Annotated in this window: 18 protein-coding genes; 7 read left to right on the forward strand and 11 right to left on the reverse strand. The window is 68.4% G+C overall.

Annotated elements, in window-relative coordinates:
* The first annotated feature begins 328 nt into the window (after nt 1-328).
* Both AC3WRR_RS23755 and AC3WRR_RS23760 read left to right on the forward strand, forming a co-directional pair.
* Nucleotides 329-1072 carry a response regulator gene (locus AC3WRR_RS23755; protein WP_010812236.1) on the forward strand — a complete coding sequence of 248 codons (744 nt, stop codon included), beginning with the start codon at nt 329-331 and terminating at the stop codon, nt 1070-1072.
* A 52-nt stretch (nt 1073-1124) separates the two neighbouring features.
* On the forward strand, nt 1125-2396 hold the full coding sequence (locus AC3WRR_RS23760; RefSeq protein ID WP_010812237.1) for an ATP-binding protein: 1272 nt from the start codon (nt 1125-1127) through the stop codon (nt 2394-2396).
* Nucleotides 2397-2425: 29 nt separating this feature from the next.
* Here AC3WRR_RS23760 and plsY read toward each other — a convergent pair whose 3' ends face one another.
* The 6 genes from plsY to AC3WRR_RS23790 form a co-directional block, all read right to left on the reverse strand.
* Nucleotides 2426-3034 carry a glycerol-3-phosphate 1-O-acyltransferase PlsY gene (gene plsY, locus AC3WRR_RS23765; RefSeq protein ID WP_011614592.1) on the reverse strand — a complete coding sequence of 203 codons (609 nt, stop codon included), beginning with the start codon at nt 3032-3034 and terminating at the stop codon, nt 2426-2428.
* 110 nt (nt 3035-3144) lie between these two features.
* Nucleotides 3145-3636, reverse strand: coding sequence for an aminoacyl-tRNA deacylase (locus AC3WRR_RS23770; protein WP_010812239.1), 492 nt, complete (start codon nt 3634-3636; stop codon nt 3145-3147).
* Nucleotides 3637-3659: 23 nt separating this feature from the next.
* Nucleotides 3660-4598, reverse strand: a complete 939-nt coding sequence (gene xerD / locus AC3WRR_RS23775; RefSeq protein ID WP_010812240.1) for a site-specific tyrosine recombinase XerD — start codon at nt 4596-4598, stop codon at nt 3660-3662.
* Nucleotides 4595-5074, reverse strand: coding sequence for a methylated-DNA--[protein]-cysteine S-methyltransferase (locus AC3WRR_RS23780; RefSeq protein WP_010812241.1), 480 nt, complete (start codon nt 5072-5074; stop codon nt 4595-4597). The genes xerD and AC3WRR_RS23780 overlap by 4 nt, the downstream gene beginning before the upstream one ends.
* A gap of 106 nt (nt 5075-5180) precedes the next feature.
* On the reverse strand, nt 5181-6149 hold the full coding sequence (locus tag AC3WRR_RS23785) for a tripartite tricarboxylate transporter substrate binding protein BugE (protein ID WP_010812242.1): 969 nt from the start codon (nt 6147-6149) through the stop codon (nt 5181-5183).
* 103 nt (nt 6150-6252) lie between these two features.
* Complete coding sequence (locus AC3WRR_RS23790) at nt 6253-6924, reverse strand: chalcone isomerase family protein (RefSeq protein WP_492298277.1); 672 nt, start codon at nt 6922-6924, stop codon at nt 6253-6255.
* 187 nt (nt 6925-7111) lie between these two features.
* Between AC3WRR_RS23790 and AC3WRR_RS23795 the strand changes: the two genes are divergently transcribed.
* A complete protein-coding gene (locus tag AC3WRR_RS23795) occupies nt 7112-8005 on the forward strand; it encodes an AEC family transporter (protein ID WP_010812244.1) in 894 nt (297 codons plus the stop codon).
* Here AC3WRR_RS23795 and queG read toward each other — a convergent pair.
* Nucleotides 8002-9207 (reverse strand): tRNA epoxyqueuosine(34) reductase QueG, encoded by a 1206-nt coding sequence (gene queG / locus AC3WRR_RS23800; protein WP_010812245.1) that lies wholly within the window; start codon nt 9205-9207, stop codon nt 8002-8004. The two genes, AC3WRR_RS23795 and queG, sit on opposite strands and share 4 nt — an antisense overlap.
* Before the next feature lie 16 nt (nt 9208-9223).
* Here queG and tsaE point away from each other — a divergent pair, with 16 nt between their 5' ends.
* A complete protein-coding gene (tsaE, locus tag AC3WRR_RS23805; RefSeq protein WP_010812246.1) occupies nt 9224-9736 on the forward strand; it encodes a tRNA (adenosine(37)-N6)-threonylcarbamoyltransferase complex ATPase subunit type 1 TsaE in 513 nt (170 codons plus the stop codon).
* Nucleotides 9730-11232, forward strand: a complete 1503-nt coding sequence (locus tag AC3WRR_RS23810) for an N-acetylmuramoyl-L-alanine amidase (protein ID WP_010812247.1) — start codon at nt 9730-9732, stop codon at nt 11230-11232. Before tsaE ends, AC3WRR_RS23810 begins: the two co-directional genes overlap by 7 nt.
* 56 nt (nt 11233-11288) lie before the next feature.
* On the opposite strand, the gene AC3WRR_RS23815 is transcribed toward AC3WRR_RS23810, so the two are convergent.
* Nucleotides 11289-12314 carry a bile acid:sodium symporter family protein gene (locus tag AC3WRR_RS23815; RefSeq protein ID WP_058698352.1) on the reverse strand — a complete coding sequence of 342 codons (1026 nt, stop codon included), beginning with the start codon at nt 12312-12314 and terminating at the stop codon, nt 11289-11291.
* Nucleotides 12315-12417: 103 nt separating this feature from the next.
* On the opposite strand from AC3WRR_RS23815, the gene AC3WRR_RS23820 reads away from it, so the two are divergent.
* Nucleotides 12418-13335 carry a LysR family transcriptional regulator gene (locus AC3WRR_RS23820; protein WP_492298280.1) on the forward strand — a complete coding sequence of 306 codons (918 nt, stop codon included), beginning with the start codon at nt 12418-12420 and terminating at the stop codon, nt 13333-13335.
* A gap of 15 nt (nt 13336-13350) precedes the next feature.
* Here AC3WRR_RS23820 and AC3WRR_RS23825 read toward each other — a convergent pair whose 3' ends face one another.
* Nucleotides 13351-14130, reverse strand: a complete 780-nt coding sequence (locus tag AC3WRR_RS23825; RefSeq protein ID WP_492298281.1) for a class I SAM-dependent methyltransferase — start codon at nt 14128-14130, stop codon at nt 13351-13353.
* A 155-nt stretch (nt 14131-14285) separates the two neighbouring features.
* Here AC3WRR_RS23825 and AC3WRR_RS23830 point away from each other — a divergent pair, with 155 nt between their 5' ends.
* Entirely contained in the window at nt 14286-15098 is an 813-nt protein-coding gene (locus AC3WRR_RS23830) for an MmyB family transcriptional regulator (protein ID WP_010812251.1), read from the forward strand.
* A gap of 18 nt (nt 15099-15116) precedes the next feature.
* Here AC3WRR_RS23830 and AC3WRR_RS23835 read toward each other — a convergent pair whose 3' ends face one another.
* Entirely contained in the window at nt 15117-15875 is a 759-nt protein-coding gene (locus AC3WRR_RS23835; protein ID WP_011614598.1) for a 3-hydroxyacyl-CoA dehydrogenase, read from the reverse strand.
* Nucleotides 15876-16092: 217 nt separating this feature from the next.
* Nucleotides 16093-16758, reverse strand: coding sequence for an adenylate kinase (adk, locus tag AC3WRR_RS23840; RefSeq protein WP_058698351.1), 666 nt, complete (start codon nt 16756-16758; stop codon nt 16093-16095).
* Between the last annotated feature and the right edge of the window lie 98 nt (nt 16759-16856).

Consider the following 16856-nt stretch of genomic DNA (forward strand, 5'->3'; position numbering starts at 1 on the left):
CGGGGGGGCGGCGCGCGCGGCGCGCCTGCAATGTTCGGTCTGGCAAGTGACGATGCAGCAGTATGCCGCAACGCCACGGGCGCCGGCCCGCCGCGTGGAGGGGCACGCCGCGGGTGGCCGGCAGGCCGGCAAGTGCCGTGTGGCGCGCAATGCGGCGGCGCCGGTGGCACGTCATGCCGCAAGGATAATGTGCGGGCCCGGACGCCCGTATTTCGGCGCCCGGCGCTTTTATTACAGCGGATTACCAGCGCCCCGGGTGTAACCTCCGGAAACAAAACCGCCCGGCCAAACCGGCATGTGTGGCGCCGGGGCTGACTATCATGTGCCTATGCGAACGAACCAGCCTACCCAGATCCTCGTCGTCGACGACGATCCCGAACTTCGCGACCTGCTGCGCGAGTACCTGACCCAGCAGGGCTTTGCCGTCTCGGTGATGCATGACGGCGACGGCCTGCAGGCGCGCCTGGAGCGCGAGCGCCCGGCGCTGATCGTGCTGGACCTGATGATGCCCAAGGTCGACGGCCTGACCGCGCTGCGCAACCTGCGCGCCAAGAACGACGACATCCCCGTAATCCTGCTCACGGCCCGCAGCGACGAGATCGACCGCATCGTCGGGCTCGAGATCGGCGCCGACGACTACCTCGGCAAGCCGTTCTCGCCGCGCGAGCTGCTGGCGCGCATCAACGCCGTGCTGCGCCGCAAGCTGGCACGCCCCGCGGCCGCGCCCGAGGACCGCGAATCGGTCGCCTTCGGCCCGTTCCGCGTCAATTTCCGCCAGCGCACGCTGAGCCGTGCCGGCCAGACGCTGTCGATCAGCGATACCGAGTTCGCGCTGCTCAAGCTGCTGCTGATGCATCCGCTCGAAGTGCTGTCGCGCGAGCGCATCGTCGAGCTGATGTACGGCAGCGCCAGCGGCATCAGCGACCGCGGCATCGACGTGCAGATCTGGCGCCTGCGCCGCCTGCTCGATGAAGACGCGCAGCGCCCGCGCTATATCCAGACCGTGCGCGGGCGCGGCTATACCTTCGTGCCCGACGAAGCGGAAGAGATGTCCGCGGGACTCCCCGAATAATGGCCGCGGCGCCCGCCCCCTGGCGCCGCATGCCACCAGACCCTGCTTTCCGATGAAGTTGCGACGCATCGATACCCTGTTCGGCCGCATTGCGCTGCTGATTGCCGCCGTGCTTGTGATCAGCCATTTCTCATGGCTGGCCATCCTGCGCATGGACCGCCGCCAGCAGCAGGTGGACTATTCAGTCGAGCAGATGCTGTTCCAGCTCGACAGCATCGAGCGCGCGCTCGACGCGCGTCCGCCGGCGAAGCTGCCCAGCCTGGTTGAGACAGCCAACACGGCCGACGCCGAAGAGCATGCCGTCGTGCCCAAGGGCGGGCGCTCGCGCCGGCTGGTCGAGCAGTTCATCGGCAGGCTGCCGCAGGGCACCGAGATCCGGCTGGAGGACGAGACCACGCCGCGCATCTGGATCAAGCTGCCCAGCCGCGCCCGCTGGATCGCCATGCCGATCCTCTGGGTCCACAATCCGCCGCCTGACAACCGGCTGGTGCCTGGCGTGATGCTGGTGGTGGGCGTGGCCATCGTCTTTGCCGTGCTGATCGCCTGGCAGATCCAGCGGCCGGTGCGCGACATGGCCAATGCGGCAGAGCTGCTGTCGCGCCAGCACGCCGTGCCGCCGCTGCGCGAGCGCGGCCCGCATGAGCTGCGCCAGCTGATCGAGCGTTTCAACCGCATGGTGGCCGACCTGGCGCGCATCGACCAGGAGCGCAACACCATGCTGGCCGGCATCGCGCATGACCTGAAGACACCGCTGGCGCGGCTGCGCCTGCGCGCCGAGATGCTGGCCGATCCCAAGGCCGCCGCGGGGGTGACGCGCGACGTCGAGTCCATGTCGGCCATCGTCGAGCAGTTCCTGAGCTTCGCGCAGACCAGCGAGTCGACCGCGCGGCCGGTGCCGGTGGACCGGCGCGTCAATGAGCTGGCCGCGTCGCTGGCCGAGCAGGAGCGCCAGGTGGTGCTGTCGCTGGGCGCGGGCGAGGGCTTCCGCATGATCGCCACGCAGCTGGACCGCATCGTCGGCAACCTGGTCGACAACGCCTACGCGTATGGCAAGCCGCCGGTATGCATCGCGACCGCGCGCACGCCGGAGGGTTACCTGCTGGTGGTGGAGGATCAGGGCGCCGGCATTCCCGAGGATGACAAGGAACGCGCCACGCTGCCCTTTGTGCGGCTGGACCCGGCCCGGGGCGGCAATGCGCATTCCGGGCTGGGGCTGGCGATCGTGGACCGGCTGGTGCGGCAGGCGGGTGGGAAGCTGAACCTGGTGAATGCCGATGGTGGCGGGTTCCGGGTGGAGATGCTGTTCGGGGCAGCCGAGGCCTGAGCCGGCGTCAGGGCTGCCTCAGGCCGTTTTCAGACCTTCTTTTTCTCCCCGATCCGGCTTTCCTTCCCGGCCAGCAGCTTGGCAATATTCTGCCGGTGCCGAGCAATCAGCAGCACGCTGATCACGAAGATCGCCCCCGTCATCACATCCACGCCGTTCATCAGCACATGGAAGAACGGCGCGAAGATCGCCGCCACCAGTGCCGCCAGCGACGAGTAGCGGAAGAAGAACGCGATGATCAGCCACGTGGCCAGCGTGCCCAGGCCGAGGATCGGGTCGATGGCGAGCAGGATGCCGGCCGCGGTGGCCACGCCCTTGCCGCCGGCGAAGCGGTGGTACACCGGGAACAGGTGCCCCAGGAAGACCGCCAGCGCCACCATGGCCAGGCCGGTTTCGTTGAGCCCGTAGGCCGGCCCGAAGCGCGCGGCCAGCCATACCGCCAGCCAACCCTTCAGGGCATCGCCGATCAGCGTCAGGATGGCGGCCTTCTTGTTGCCGGTGCGCAGCACGTTGGTGGCGCCGGGATTGCCGGAGCCATAGGAGTGCGGGTCCGGCAGGCCCATCAGCTTGCTGACGACCACAGCGAAGGAAACGGAGCCGATCAGGTAGGCGGCGAGGGCGAATAGCAGATTGGCCATGTGTAGTGGGGTGTTTTCAGGCTGGCGCGATTGTAGCGCGGCAGGGGCCTCGCTACGTCCGTGACTTTCCGGATTGGCATCGAGGCTTGCCTCGGTTTGCGCGGGGGCTCTCAGTCAGGCAGTGCGCATTGCACCGGCTGGGCGTCCACCAGCATGGGCAGCAGCTTCGGGTCCACGCTGACCAGGTAGCCGCGGCGCCCGCCGTTGATATAGATGCGCGCCAGCTCCAGCACGGTCGATTCGACGTAGACCGGCATGCGCTTGCGCGTGCCGAAGGGCGAGGTGCCGCCCACCATGTAGCCGCTGTGGCGCTGCGCCACCTCGGGCTTGCACGGCTGCACGCTCTTGCGGCCGGCCTGGCGCGCCAGGTTCTTGGTCGAGACCGAGCAGTCGCCGTGCATCAGCACCACCAGCGGCTGCGCGCGCTCGTCTTCCATGATCAGGGTCTTGATCACGTCGTGCTCGGGAACGCCCAGCTGGCGCGCCGATTCGCCGGTGCCGCCGTGCTCGACATAGTCATACGGATGCTCGCCGAAGGCGACGCCATGCTTGCGCAGGTACTGCGTCGCGGGGGTTTCTGATACGTGCCTGGTCTTGCTCATGACAGTGGTCGCCGCCCGCTTGCTCAGCCGCGCGGATGGTGCTGCTGGTGCAGCTCGCGCAGGCGTTCGCGGGCGACGTGCGTATAGATCTGGGTGGTGGAAATATCGGCGTGGCCCAGCAGCAGCTGCACCACGCGCAGGTCGGCGCCGTGGTTGAGCAGGTGCGTGGCAAAGGCGTGCCGCAGCGTGTGCGGCGACAGCGGCGCGTGCACGCCGGCATCGCGCGCATGGCGCTTGATCAGGTGCCAGAACGCCTGCCGCGTCATGCCTTCGCCGCGCTGCGTGACAAAGAGCGCGTCGCAGGCGCGCCCGGCCAGCAGCGCGGGGCGCGCACTGGCCAGGTAGCGGCGCAGCCAGTCGCCGGCCTGCTGGCCGAACGGCACCAGCCGCTCCTTGTCGCCCTTGCCGCCGACCACGCGCGCCACGCCTTCGTTCAGGCCGATCTCGATGGTCTTCATCTGCGTGAGCTCCGACACGCGCAGCCCGCTGGCGTACATCAGTTCCAGCATGGTGCGGTCGCGCAGCCCCAGCGGCGTGTCGGTGTCGGGCGCTTCGAGCAGCGCGTCGACCTGGGACTCGGTCAGGGTCTTGGGGTAGCGCGGCGGCTGCTTGGCGGGGCGCAGCAGCAGGCAGGGGTCGGCTTCGACCAGGTGTTCGCGCAGCGCCCACTGGTAGAAGCGGCGGAACACCGCCAGGCGACGGTTGGCCGACGAGGCGCGGCTCTGCGTGTGGCGTGCGTTGAAGTAGGCCGACAGCGCGCCGTCGTCCGCGCCCGGCAACTCGCCGCGGTGCTCATGCTGCAACCAGCGCGCCAGCAGCGTCAGGTCGCGCCGGTAGGCATCGATGGTATTGCGCGAGAGGCCGTCTTCCAGCCACAGCGCGTCGCAGAAGCGGCTGACCAGTGCCACGTCGGCGTCGCTGGGCGCGGCGGCGATGTCAGGTGCCTGGGCGGCGCCGCTCATATCAGCATGGCGCCCTCATGGCGCAGCAGCCAGCGTTTGACGTCGAGGTAGAAGCCGTCTTCGGCATGGTGCGAGAACCCGCCGATGCCGCGCGCCGAGACTACGCGATGGCAGGGGATCACGATCGGGAACGGGTTCTGCCCGCAGGCCTGGCCCACCGCGCGCGGCATCGCGCCGATGGCCTCGGCGATGGTGCCATAAGTGGTCACCGCGCCGCGCGGCACCGCGCTGATGGCCTGCCACACGCGCTGCTGGAAGTCGCTGCCGGCCGGGGCCAGCGGCAGGTCGAAGGCGGCGTCGGGGTTGGCGTAGTAGGCCTCCAGTTGCGCCGCGAGCTGTTGCGTCAGCGCGTCCGCCGGGGCGCGCGCCTCGACGTGCCCGGGAAGGTACACGATGGCCCGGATGCGCGCGCCGTCCGTGCGCACCCCGATCTTGCCGAAGGGGGCGGGGAGGATGGCGTCATAGGTGGCGGGCATGGCGGTCAGGCTGGGGCGAATGCTGGATTTTAGTGCTTTTTGGCGCGGGCAAGAAAAAAGGGCCGCCTCGCGGCGGCCCTTTGCGGGTGGCGTCACACCGGCCGGATCATTGCTCCAGCTTGATGTTCTGCACCTTCACAAGATTCTTCATCTTGTCGAATTCCTTCTTGATCTCGGCCGCATGCTGCGCCGGCGTGTTGCCCGACGGCTCGGCGCCGGCGGTGCGCAGGCGCTGCTGGAAGTCCTTGTCCTGCAGGGCCTTGACGGCGGCCTCGTTGAGCTTCTTGATGACGTCGTCAGGCGTGCCGGCCGGCGCCACCAGGCCGTACCAGGCCGGGTCGTTCGGCTCCTTCAGGCCCATTTCGCCGAAGGTCGGCACGTTGGGCATGGATTCCAGGCGCTTGTTCCAGGCCACCACGATCGGGCGCAGCTTGCCGGCCTTGATGTAGGGGATCGAAGAGGGCAGGTTGTCCACCATGATCGGCACCTGGCCGGCCAGCACGTCGTTCAGCGCCGGGCCCGCGCCGCGGTACGGGATATGGACCATGAAGGTCTTGGTCGAGACCTTGAACTGCTCGCCCAGCATGTGGCCGAAGCCGCAGGTGCCCGACGAGGCGTACGAATACTTGCCCGGGTTGGCCTTCAGCACGGCCAGGAACTCCTTGTAGTCCTTGGCCGGGAAGCTCGGGTTCACGGCGATCACGTTGGCCACGTTGGCCAGGTTGGTGATGGGCTTGAAGTCCTTGATCGGGTCGTACGACAGCTTGGGGTTGCAGGCCGGGTTCACGGCCATGGTCGAGACCGTGGAGATGCCGATGGTGTAGCCGTCCGGCGCGGCCTTGGCGATCGCGTCGGCACCGATCGAACCGCCCCCGCCGGCGCGGTTCTCCACCACCACGGGCTGGCCCAGGATGCGGCTCATCTGGTCCGCGGCGCCGCGGCCGACGATGTCGGTGGTGCCGCCGGGTGCGAACGGAATGATCAGTCGGATCGGCTTGGTGGGGTAGCTCTGGGCCTGCGCCGCGGTGGCGGCGGCGGCCAGGGCCAGGGTCAGTGCGAGTTTGCCAGCTTGCATGAGATCATGTCTCCCGTCAGGAAATCCGGGCAGGGTGCCGCCCGGAAGAAAAGAAGCCGTCGCCGTGCCACAGGTGGGGCCGTGCGCCGGCAGCGTAATTGTGTCAGCCGCCCAGCAGCCCGTGCTTGACCTCGGCGTCGACCGGGCGCTCGCCCAGGAAGACCCGCAGCACGGCCTGGTAGAAGTCTTCGCCGGGGATCGGCCGGCCGCGAGGCGTGCCGTTGATGGCGATGACGGTCCCCGTCTGCGGGGAAAAATCCAGGTTGATCACGTCGCCCTTGTGCGCGGTGCCGACCTCGCCCAGGGTGCGCTCGAACTGTACCAGCCGCGTGGCCAGCCCCTGCATCTGCTGCTCGCTGTGGTTGTTGCGGATACCCTGGCGGATGGCGCGCACGACGTCCGGCGGTTCGGTCTCGCGCAGCATGCGCAACTGTAGCCGCTTTGCGCCGGGCGTGCCCAGCACCAGGGCCGCGTTGCGGGCTTTCTCCTGCAGGTACAGGGCGGCCACGTAGCCCTTGGCCAGGAAGCCCGCGCGCAGGGCGGTGCCGTTGAGCTGCAGTTCCTTGCCGCCCACGCGCGCCGCATCGTCAAAACGTATCCCTTCGATTTCCACCGAGCGTGCCGGCACCGGTACGGCGCCCGCGGCCGTGGCGGCGCACAGCGCCACCAGCACGGCGGCCAGGCGCAGACAGCGGCCCGGGTGCAGACCAGGGCGGAAGGGGGCTCGGAGGTGGGTGTCCGGGCGCGACGGCGCGGACCGGGTGCGGGACAACATGGCGGCAGGCGTACAACTTGGCATGCCATGCTGGCCTAAATCTGGAAAAATACCTATCCGTATCTGCCCTAGTCCGCACATTACGGTTTTTTGCCGTTATCTACCCCCCGCCACCGCCGCCGCAATCCCGCGCGACGGCCCGCAGGGCAGCTGCCGCGTCATGCCACCGCCACCAAAACAACGATAAATGTCTTCTGCTCTCCTGCTGGTCCCGGACTTCAGCCTGATCCTCATCGGCTGGCTGCTGGTGCGGTATACCCCGTTCGACCGTGCCTTCTGGGGCGGGGTGGAGCGCCTGGTCTACTTCGTGCTGTTCCCGGCGCTGCTGCTGCAGTCGACCAATACCGCGGTGCTGGATTTCTCGTCGACCTCGGCCATGCTGGGGCTGGCGCTGCTGGTGATGGCCACCGGCATGGCCGGCGGCTACGCCGTCAAATGGGTGTTGCGGCCGGATGCGCTGAGCTTTGCCTCGGGCCTGCAGACCGCGTTCCGCTTCAATTCCTATATCGGGCTGGCGCTGGCCTCGCGCCTGGGCGGCTCCGAGGGGCTGGCGCTGATGGCGGTGATCGTCGGCTGCACGGTGCCGCTGTGCAACGTGGCGGCGGTGTGGGCGCTGGCGCGGCACGGCCAGACCGCGCTGTGGAAAGAGCTGGCGCGCAACCCGCTGATCCTGGCCACTGCCGGCGGCCTGCTCACCAACCTGATGGGGCTACATGCGCCCGAGGTGCTGGGCATGACGCTGAACCGGCTGGGCTCGGCCTCGACCGCGCTGGGGCTGATGACGGTGGGCGCCGGGCTGCAGATGAGCGGTGCCACCGGTACCGCGGGGCCGGTGGCCTGGTGGACCGGGGTCAAGCTGCTGGCGATGCCGTGCGTGGCATGGCTGGTGGGGCGGCACCTGCCGCTGACCGCGCTGCAGTACCAGATCGTGGTGCTGTATGCCTCGCTGCCCACGGCCTCCAGCGCGTATATCCTGGCGGTGCGCATGGGCGGCAACGGGCCGATGGTGGCGGCGACGATTTCGCTGATGACGGTGGCGGCGATCGTGACCACGCCGCTGTGGCTGGCGCTGGTCAGCTAGTCCGGCGGCGGGCCGCCCTGGGCCAGGGCCCAGTCGATATGCTCGCGCACCAGCGGCGTGGCGCTCTCGCGCCGCTCCAGCAGTGCTGCGCGGATGCGCGCGGCCAGGGCCGCGTCTTCGGCGCGCGTGCCCGACAGCGCCGCGCGCAGGCTGTTGCCCAGCCCCACAGCCAGGTTGCGCAGCCAGCGCTCATGGCCGATGCGGCGGATCGGGCTGCCTTCGAGCCGCTGGTTGAATTCCGCTTCGGTCCACTGGAACAGCGCCACCATGTCGGGCGCGTCGAGCCCGTTGCGCACGTCGAAGTCCGGCACCATGGCCACATGCGCGAACTTGTTCCACGGGCAGGCCAGCTGGCAGTCGTCGCAGCCGTAGACGCGGTTGCCCATGGGCGCGCGGAACTCCACCGGAATCGGGCCCTTGTGCTCGATGGTCAGGTAGGAGATGCAGCGGCGCGCGTCCAGCCGGTACGGCGCCACGATGGCGCGCGTGGGGCAGATGTCCAGGCAGCGGTGGCAGTTGCCGCAGTGGCCGGACTCGGGGGCGTCGGCCGGCAGCGGGATGTCGACCAGGATCTCGCCCAGGAAGAACATCGAGCCGCCGTCGCGGTCCAGCAGCAGCGTATGCTTGCCGCGCCAGCCGAGCCCGCCCTGGCTGGCCAGCGCCACTTCCATGACGGGTGCGGAATCGGTAAAGACGCGGTAGCCGAATTTTCCGATTTCGGCCTCGATCCGGCTGGCCAGCTGCTGCAAACGGCTGCGCAGCACCTTGTGATAATCGCGGCCGCGCGCATACAGCGACACCACCGCCGTGGCCGGATCGTCCAGCCGCGCCAGCTCGTGCCGGCGCCAGTCGGTGGCGCCGGCCTGCGCGCCGGCAGCCGGAAGGTACGGCATCCGCGCCACGATCGCGCGCACGGTGCCGGGCACCAGTTCGGCCGGCCGGGCGCGCCGCAGGCCGTGGTTCGCCATATAATCCATGTCGCCGTGGTAGCCCTGCGCCAGCCACGCCATCAGCCCCGGCTCGGCATGACTGAGGTCGACATCGGCGATGCGCACCGAGGCAAAGCCCAGTTCCGCGCCCCATGCGCGGATCGACGCGGCCAGTGCCGCAAGTTCCCCGGGGCCCGCGGCCAGGTGGGCGGCGGTGCCGGGAACGGGGGTAGGTGGCGCATCTGCCTGCCCTGGGGCGACTCGGTCGATCATCCCTGAATTGTACGCAATGCCCTTGCTCGAAGAACGCACCCTGACGCTGCCCGACGAAGCCGCCACCGCGCGCCTGGGCGCCGCGCTGGCCGCCGCCGTGCAGGCCATGCCGCCGCGCACGGTGCATGTGCAGCTGTCCGGCGACCTGGGCGCCGGCAAGACCACGCTGACGCGCACGATCCTGCGCGCGCTCGGCCATGCGGGCAAGGTCCGCAGCCCCACCTACACGCTGTGCGAGCCCTACGAGGTGGCCCGCGCCGACGGCTCGCCGCTGACTGTCTACCACTTCGACCTGTACCGCTTTGCCGATCCCGAAGAGTGGATCGACGCGGGTTTTCGCGACTGCTTCGCCGAACCGGCCTTCAACCTGGTCGAGTGGCCGGAAAAGGCCGGCCGCCTGCTCGGGGAACCGGATCTCCATATGTTGCTCCAATCGGACATGGCCGGGGCGGATGATGCCGGCGAGCGGCGGATCGCGACGATGCGCGCCTATACTCACACTGGACTTACCCTGCTGAACGCATGCTGATCAAGCGACTTGCCACCGACCGCCCCGATGGACCCGACGGCCTGCTGCAGGCGCGCCGCAAATGGATGGCGCAGGCACTGAAGCTGGGCGCGGGCACGGCCGTGCTGACCCTGGCCGGCCCGCAGATCGCGTTTGGCGCCGGCATCGTCGCGGTGCGCGTGTGGCCCGCCGAGGACTACACCCGCGTCACCATCGAATCCGATTCCCCGCTGGCCGCCGTGCACCAGATGATCCGCGACCCCGACCGCCTGGTGGTGGACATCGACGGCCTGGACCTGTCGCCCACGCTGCGCGAGCTGGTGGCCAAGATCACCCCGAACGACCCCTATATCCAGACCGTGCGCGTCGGCCAGAACCGCCCGCGCGTGGTCCGCATGGTGTTCGACCTGAAGGAAAACGTGGCGCCGCAGGTGTTCACGCTGGCGCCGATCGGCAGCTACCGCAACCGCCTGGTGTTCGACCTGTACCCGGTCAATCCGCCCGATCCGCTGTGGAAGCTGGTGCGCGACACCGAGGAAAAGCAGCGCCGCTTCGCCACCTCGGACCCGGCGCCGGGCAACGATGGCATCGCCGGCGCGCCGGCCGGTGCCGAGGAAGACGCGATCGGCGCGCTGGTGCGCCGCTTCGACGAGAAGGGCGAGGTGCCGCCCACCACCGCGCCGCTGCCGCCGCCGGTGGCCTCGGCCCGGCCCAGGCCGTCGGCACCGCCGGTGCCGAGCCCCAATGCCCCGGTGGTGCCGCCGGTCGCACGCGACAATCCCACCGCCGAACGGCCCTTCAAGATGCGCCGCCTGCTGACCGTGGCGATCGATCCCGGCCACGGCGGCGAAGACCCGGGCGCGATCGGCGCCGCCGGCTCGCGCGAGAAAGACGTGGTGCTGCAGATCGCGCACCGCCTGCGCGCCAAGATCGATGCCCAGCCCAATATGCGCGCGATGATGACGCGCGACGCCGACTTCTTCGTGCCGCTGAACGTGCGCGTGCAGAAGGCGCGCCGGGTGCAGGCCGACCTGTTCGTATCGATCCACGCCGATGCCTTCCTGTCGCCCGAGGCACGCGGCGCGTCAGTGTTCGCGCTGTCCGAGCGCGGCGCCTCCAGTACCGCGGCTCGCTGGCTGGCCAACAAGGAAAACGCTTCCGACCTGATCGGCGGCGCCAACATGGGCAACAAGGATGCGCAGGTGGCGCGCGTGCTGCTGGACCTGTCCACCACCGCGCAGATCAATGACAGCCTGCAGGTCGGCAAGGCCGTGCTGGGCGAGATCGGCGGCATCAACAAGCTGCACAAGGGCAGCGTCGAGCAGGCCGGGTTTGCGGTGCTGAAGGCGCCGGATATCCCGTCGATCCTGATCGAGACGGCCTTTATCAGCAATCCGGAAGAAGAGCGCAAGCTCAACGATAACGCGCACCAGGAGCAGCTGGCCAATGCCATCCTGAAGGGGATCCGGTCGTACTTCGCGCGCAATCCGCCGCTGTCGAAGAATCCGTCAGTGTGAGTCTGGCGGGCACAAAAAAACCGGGGCATGCCCCGGTTTTTTCATGGCTGCGTGCCTCAGGCCCGCGCCGCGGCCTGGTCCTCCTGCAAGGCATCGCGGTCGGCATAGCGCGACGCGATCACCGAGCACACGATCAGCTGCAGCTGGTGATAGACCATCAGCGGCAGCACCAGCAGGCCCAGCGCCGGATGGCCGGCAAACAGGATCTTGGCCATCGGGATGCCGTTGGCCAGGCTCTTCTTGGAGCCGCAGAACACCGCCGTGATCTCGTCCTCGACAGAGAAGCCAAGGCGGCGCGCGGTCAGCGTGGTAAAGCCCAGCACCACGAACAGCAGCACCGCGGCGATCAGCATCACTGCGCCGATGGTCTGCCACTGGTACTGGTGCCACAGGCCCTGGGCGGTGGCATCGCAGAATGAGGAATAGACGATCAGCACGATCACGCCGCGGTCGATCTTGTTGGTGATGTGCTTCTTTTTCGCCAGCCAGCTGCCGATCAGCGGACGCAGCAGCTGCCCCAGCGCGAACGGCAGCAGCAGTTGCAGCGCCACGCCGGTGAGCGCCTTGCCCAGCGGCATCGAGGCGCCGCTGGCGCTGATCACCAGCCCCATCAGCAGCGGCGTGACCAGCATGCCGATCAGGCCCGAGATGGTGGCGTTGAAGATCGCTCCGGACACATTGCCGCGCGCCATCGAGGTCATGGCCACCGACGACGATACCGTCGACGGCAGCGCGCACAGGAAGAACACGCCCAGCAGCAGGTCCGGCGGCAGCGTATTGCGCAGCGACAGCATCAGCAGCACGCCCACCACCGGGAACACCACGTAGGTGAAGGTCTGCACGAACACATGCAGGCGCCAGTGCTTGGCACCCGACACCAGCTTGTCGCGCGAGAGCGCCGCGCCGTGCAGGAAGAACACCAGCGCCACGCCCAGGCTGGTCACCACGCCCAGGTGCAGCGGGCCGTCGCCGGCGCCGATTTCAGGGGCGGCCAGCGCAATGGCGATGGCCGTCAACATGACGAGAACGAAGCCGTCGATCAGGTCATAGAGTTTCTTGAGCTTGCGGACAATACGAGACATGACTGCGGGTGGATCCTGCAATGTTAGGGTTTTGCCTAGTATTGGACGCCAGCCAAGTCTAGAATGCAAATTCATTTATAGAATCTATTTATCCGGCCGTTGCATGAATTACACACTGCGCCAGTTGCGCGTCTTCCTGGCCGTGGCCAATGCCGGCGGCTTCAGCCGGGCCGCCGATGTGGTCGGCCTGACCCAGCCTGCGGTCAGCCGCGGCGTGGCTGAGCTGGAAGAGGCACTTGGCGTGCGCCTGCTGGACCGCACCACGCGCGAGGTGGTGCTGACCGAGGCCGGCCACGCGCTGGCGCCAGCGCTGGAGCGGCTGCTCGGGCAGCTCGACGACACGCTGGAAGAGACGCGCCAGCTTGGTGAACGCTATCGCGGTCGCGTAGTGATAGCTGGTGCGCCGACGATCTCGGCCCGGCTGATGCCGCTGTACGTGGCCGCCTGCGCCGCCCAGTACCCCGAGATCCGCCTGACCGTGCGTGACAACGTGCAGGCCGACGGCCTGGAGCAGGTGCGCGCCGGCGCCGTGGACTTTGGCGTGCTGATCGATCCGCTGGTGCGCGACGGGCTGGTGGTGGAGCCGGTGGCGACCGACCCGTTCTGCTTTGTCTGCCGGCGCGACCATCCGCTGGCGCAGTCGCCTTCGGTGCCATGGGCGGCGCTGCATGGAATGCAACTGGTGCTGCTGGACTTTGCCTCCGGCAGCCGGCCGCTGATCGACCGCGTGTTCGGCCGGCATGGCGTGGTGCCGCTGGTGGTGCAGGAACTGGGCCACTCGGCGAGCGTGTTCGGCATGGTCGAGGCCGGCATCGGCGCCTCGGTGCTGCCGTCGTTCTCGCTGCCGCTGCCGGCGGCGTCGCCGCTAGTGTGGCGGCCGCTGGTGCCGCGCGAGGAGCGCAGCATCGTCATGGTCCGGCGCGAGGACCGTTCACTGTCGCCGGCCGCGGCGGCGGTATGGGACCTGGTGCGCCGCCTGACCGTGCGCGCCGAGGCGCCCGCAATGAGCGCCGCGGCCTGACCCGGTCACACTCTGTCAACGCGCGGTGACCATCACCGCTTCCAGTTCAAAGCTGCCGTCGGCCTGTACGCGATAGTGCGCGCGCACTTCCGCAGGCGCCATCTGCCACAGGTGGCGGATGGCCTCCACGGCCACCGGCGCGGTGCGCATGCGCCTGACCCAGCTGTCGAACTCGATGCCGATGCGCCAGATGTCCGATACGGCGATGCCATCGGCGCCAAAGCCTGCCGCCTCGAACATCGACTGCCACCCCGCCGGCGTGTAATCGCGCACGTGCGAGGGATCGCGCAGCAGTTCCACCGATTGCAGCCAGGTATCGCGCAGCGGATCCGGCGCACCGGCAATATCGATCAGCACCACTTTGCCGCCGGGCTTGAGCACCCGCCGGATCTCGGCCAGTGCCGACGGGACGTCGCGCCAGTGGTGCGCGCTCATGCGCGAGACCACCGCGCAGAAGCTGACATCGTCGAACGGCAGCTGCTCGGCAGCGCCCTGGCGCGTGCGGATATTGGCCAGCCCGCGCTCGCGCGCCGCGGCCTCGACCACAGCCAGCATGTCCGCCGACAGATCGTAAGCCGTCACTTCGCCCGCAATCGCTGCTGCGGCGAAGCTGGCATGGCCCGCGCCGCAGCCCAGGTCCAGCACGCGGCTGCGCGGGCGGCTGGCTGCGGGGATCAGCGCGGCCAGTTCGTCTTTCAGTTGCTGCAGGTCCGCGCCGCTGGCGTGGACGGCGCTGGTGAGGTAGGCGCTGGCGGTGGCGCCGAACTGGGCGGCGACGAGTTCCTGCTGTTGCATGGTGCTGGGCTCCTTGGGCCACGCCCAGATCGGCGGGCGGCCTTCTTTGTTGGGGGAGGGGACTTGCCCGCGAGGCGGGTTCGGCATACTGTAGGCGGGCAGTTTTCCCGGTACAAGTTACCGATTTATCCTGGTATAAGCGACACCAGCCTGTCATGCCCTTGTCTGCCGATCCCGCTGTTGTCCCGTCTGCATCGCCATCGTCGCGCGAATCCGTGCTGGGCGCTTTCCTGCGTGCGCACCGTGAACGGCTGGCGCCGGCCGATGTCGGGCTCGCACCGGGCCGGCGCCGCCGCACCCCCGGCCTGCGCCGCGAGGAAGTCGCGCAACTGGCGGGCTTGAGCGCGACCTGGGTGACGTGGCTGGAGCAGGGGCGGCCGGTATCGCTGTCGGCACGCGCGCTGGCCAGCCTGGCTGCCGCGCTGCGGCTGTCGCGCGCCGAGCGCGCCTACCTGTTCGAACTGGCGGGCCGCCGCGACCCGCAGCAGGCCGCGGACGAAACCGTGCCGCCGGTGGTGCTGGCCAGCGTGCATGCCATCGGCGGGCCGGCCTACCTGCTCGACCGGCAATGGACCGCGCTGGCCTGGAACGACGCCGCCGCGGACCTGTTTATCGGCTGGCTCGATGCCGCCAGCGCCGAGCGCAACCTGCTGCGCGCGATGTTCGTGTCGCCGGGGCTGATGGCGCTGGTGGAAGACTGGCCGCACCGCGCGGCACGGCTGGTGGCGGAATTCCGCGCGCACAGCATCCGCCATGCGGACGAGGCGCCGACGCGTACGTTGATCGAGGGGCTGATGGCTGAGAGCGCGGCCTTCCGCGATGCCTGGTTGTCGCAGGACGTGGAAGACCGCGAGGGCGGCCGCCGCGGCTTTCACCATCCGCAGCAGGGCGCGCTGCAGTTCGAGCAGCTGACGCTGGTGCCGGCGGCGGCGCCCGGTCTGATGCTGGTAATGCTGCTGCCCGGCTGAGCGGGCAGCGCCGGGGCTTTACTTGGGCTGCATCCGGATCGCGCCGTCCAGGCGGATTACTTCGCCATTGAGCATGGTGTTCTCGATGATCGAGCGGGCCAGCTTGGCGTATTCAGCCGGGCGGCCCAGGCGCGGCGGGAACGGCACCATCCTGCCGAGCGCATCCTGCACTTCCTGCGGCATGCCCAGCAGCATCGGCGTTTCGAAGATGCCGGGGGCGATGGTCATGCAGCGCACGCCGTCGCGCGACAGGTCGCGCGCGATCGCCAGCGTCATCGCCACCACGCCGCCCTTGGATGCGGCATAGGCGGCCTGTCCGATCTGGCCGTCAAAGGCCGCCACCGAGGCAGTATTGATGATCACGCCGCGCTCGCCTTCGCTGTCGGGGGTGTTTTGCACCATGGCCGCGGCGGCCAGGCGGATCATGTTGAAGGTGCCGACCAGGTTGATGCGGATGGTCTTGTCGAAGGCTTCCAGCGGATGCGGGCCGTTCTTGCCGACGGTCTTGTTGGCGGTGGCGATGCCGGCGCAGTTGACGATGCCGGAGAGCCGGCCCAGTGCCTGGGCGGCCGCTACCACGGCCTGGCCGTCGGCTTCGGAGGTGACGTCACAGCGGACGAACTGGCCGCCCAGTTCAGTTGCCAGTGCCTGGCCGGCGGACTCGTTCAGGTCGGCGATCACGACCCTGGCGCCGGCTTCGGCCAGCATGCGGGCGGTGCCTGCACCCAGGCCCGAGGCGCCGCCGGTGACGATGAATACGTTGCCTTGGATTTGCATTTGGGGGTTGTCTCCTTGGATTGGGTATTTGTTGCCGTTTACGTAAACGTCAATTCGTTGGCGGTATTTTACGGAGTGGTGGGGGATGTGCAAGGGGTGGGTTTGCTAGGCGCCAAGCCAGAAACCATCCCTGCCAGGCGCGACCCCATTCAATCGCCAAAACAAAAGCGGCCCAAAGGCCGCTTTCATGACGCATAAAACTGAGCAGTCGAAACGATTACTTCAACGCCTCAAACACCCGCGCAGTAATCTCATCGACATTACCCACCCCCAGGATCTTCCGATACTGAGGCGGCGCCACCTTGGCCGAGGCATCTCCCTTGGCAGCCCAGTCCGAGTAGTAATCCACCAGCGGACGCGTCTGCTGCGAATAGACATCAAGACGCTTCTTGACCGTCTCTTCCTTGTCATCGTCACGCTGGATCAGCGCCTCGCCGGTCTCGTCGTCCACGCCCTCGGTCTTGGGCGGGTTGTACTTGACGTGGTAGGTGCGGCCCGAGGCCACGTGCACGCGGCGGCCGCTCATGCGCTCGATGATGGCGTCGAACGGCACGTCGATTTCCAGCACGTAGTCGATTGCCACGCCCGCTTCCTTCATCGCCTCGGCCTGCGGAATGGTGCGCGGGAAGCCGTCGAACAGGTAGCCGTTCTTGCAGTCGTCTTCCTTGAGGCGGTCTTTCACCAGGCCGATGATGATGTCGTCCGACACCAGTCCGCCCGCGTCCATGACCTTCTTGGCTTCTACGCCCAGCGGGGTGCCGGCCTTTACCGCGGCGCGCAGCATGTCGCCCGTGGAGATTTGCGGAATGCCGAACTTCTCGCAGATGAACTTGGCTTGCGTGCCTTTGCCGGCGCCGGGCGCGCCCAACAGGATCAAACGCATTTACGGGTCCTCAGAGTTTTTAATCTGTATGGCGGGAGATCAGAAGGAGGGTAACGCCGTAACTTGACGCAGGACTTACTGCGGTCCTGATGCGTTCT

The sequence above is a fragment of the Cupriavidus sp. FW305-3-2-15-C-LB2 genome (assembly GCF_058787575.1).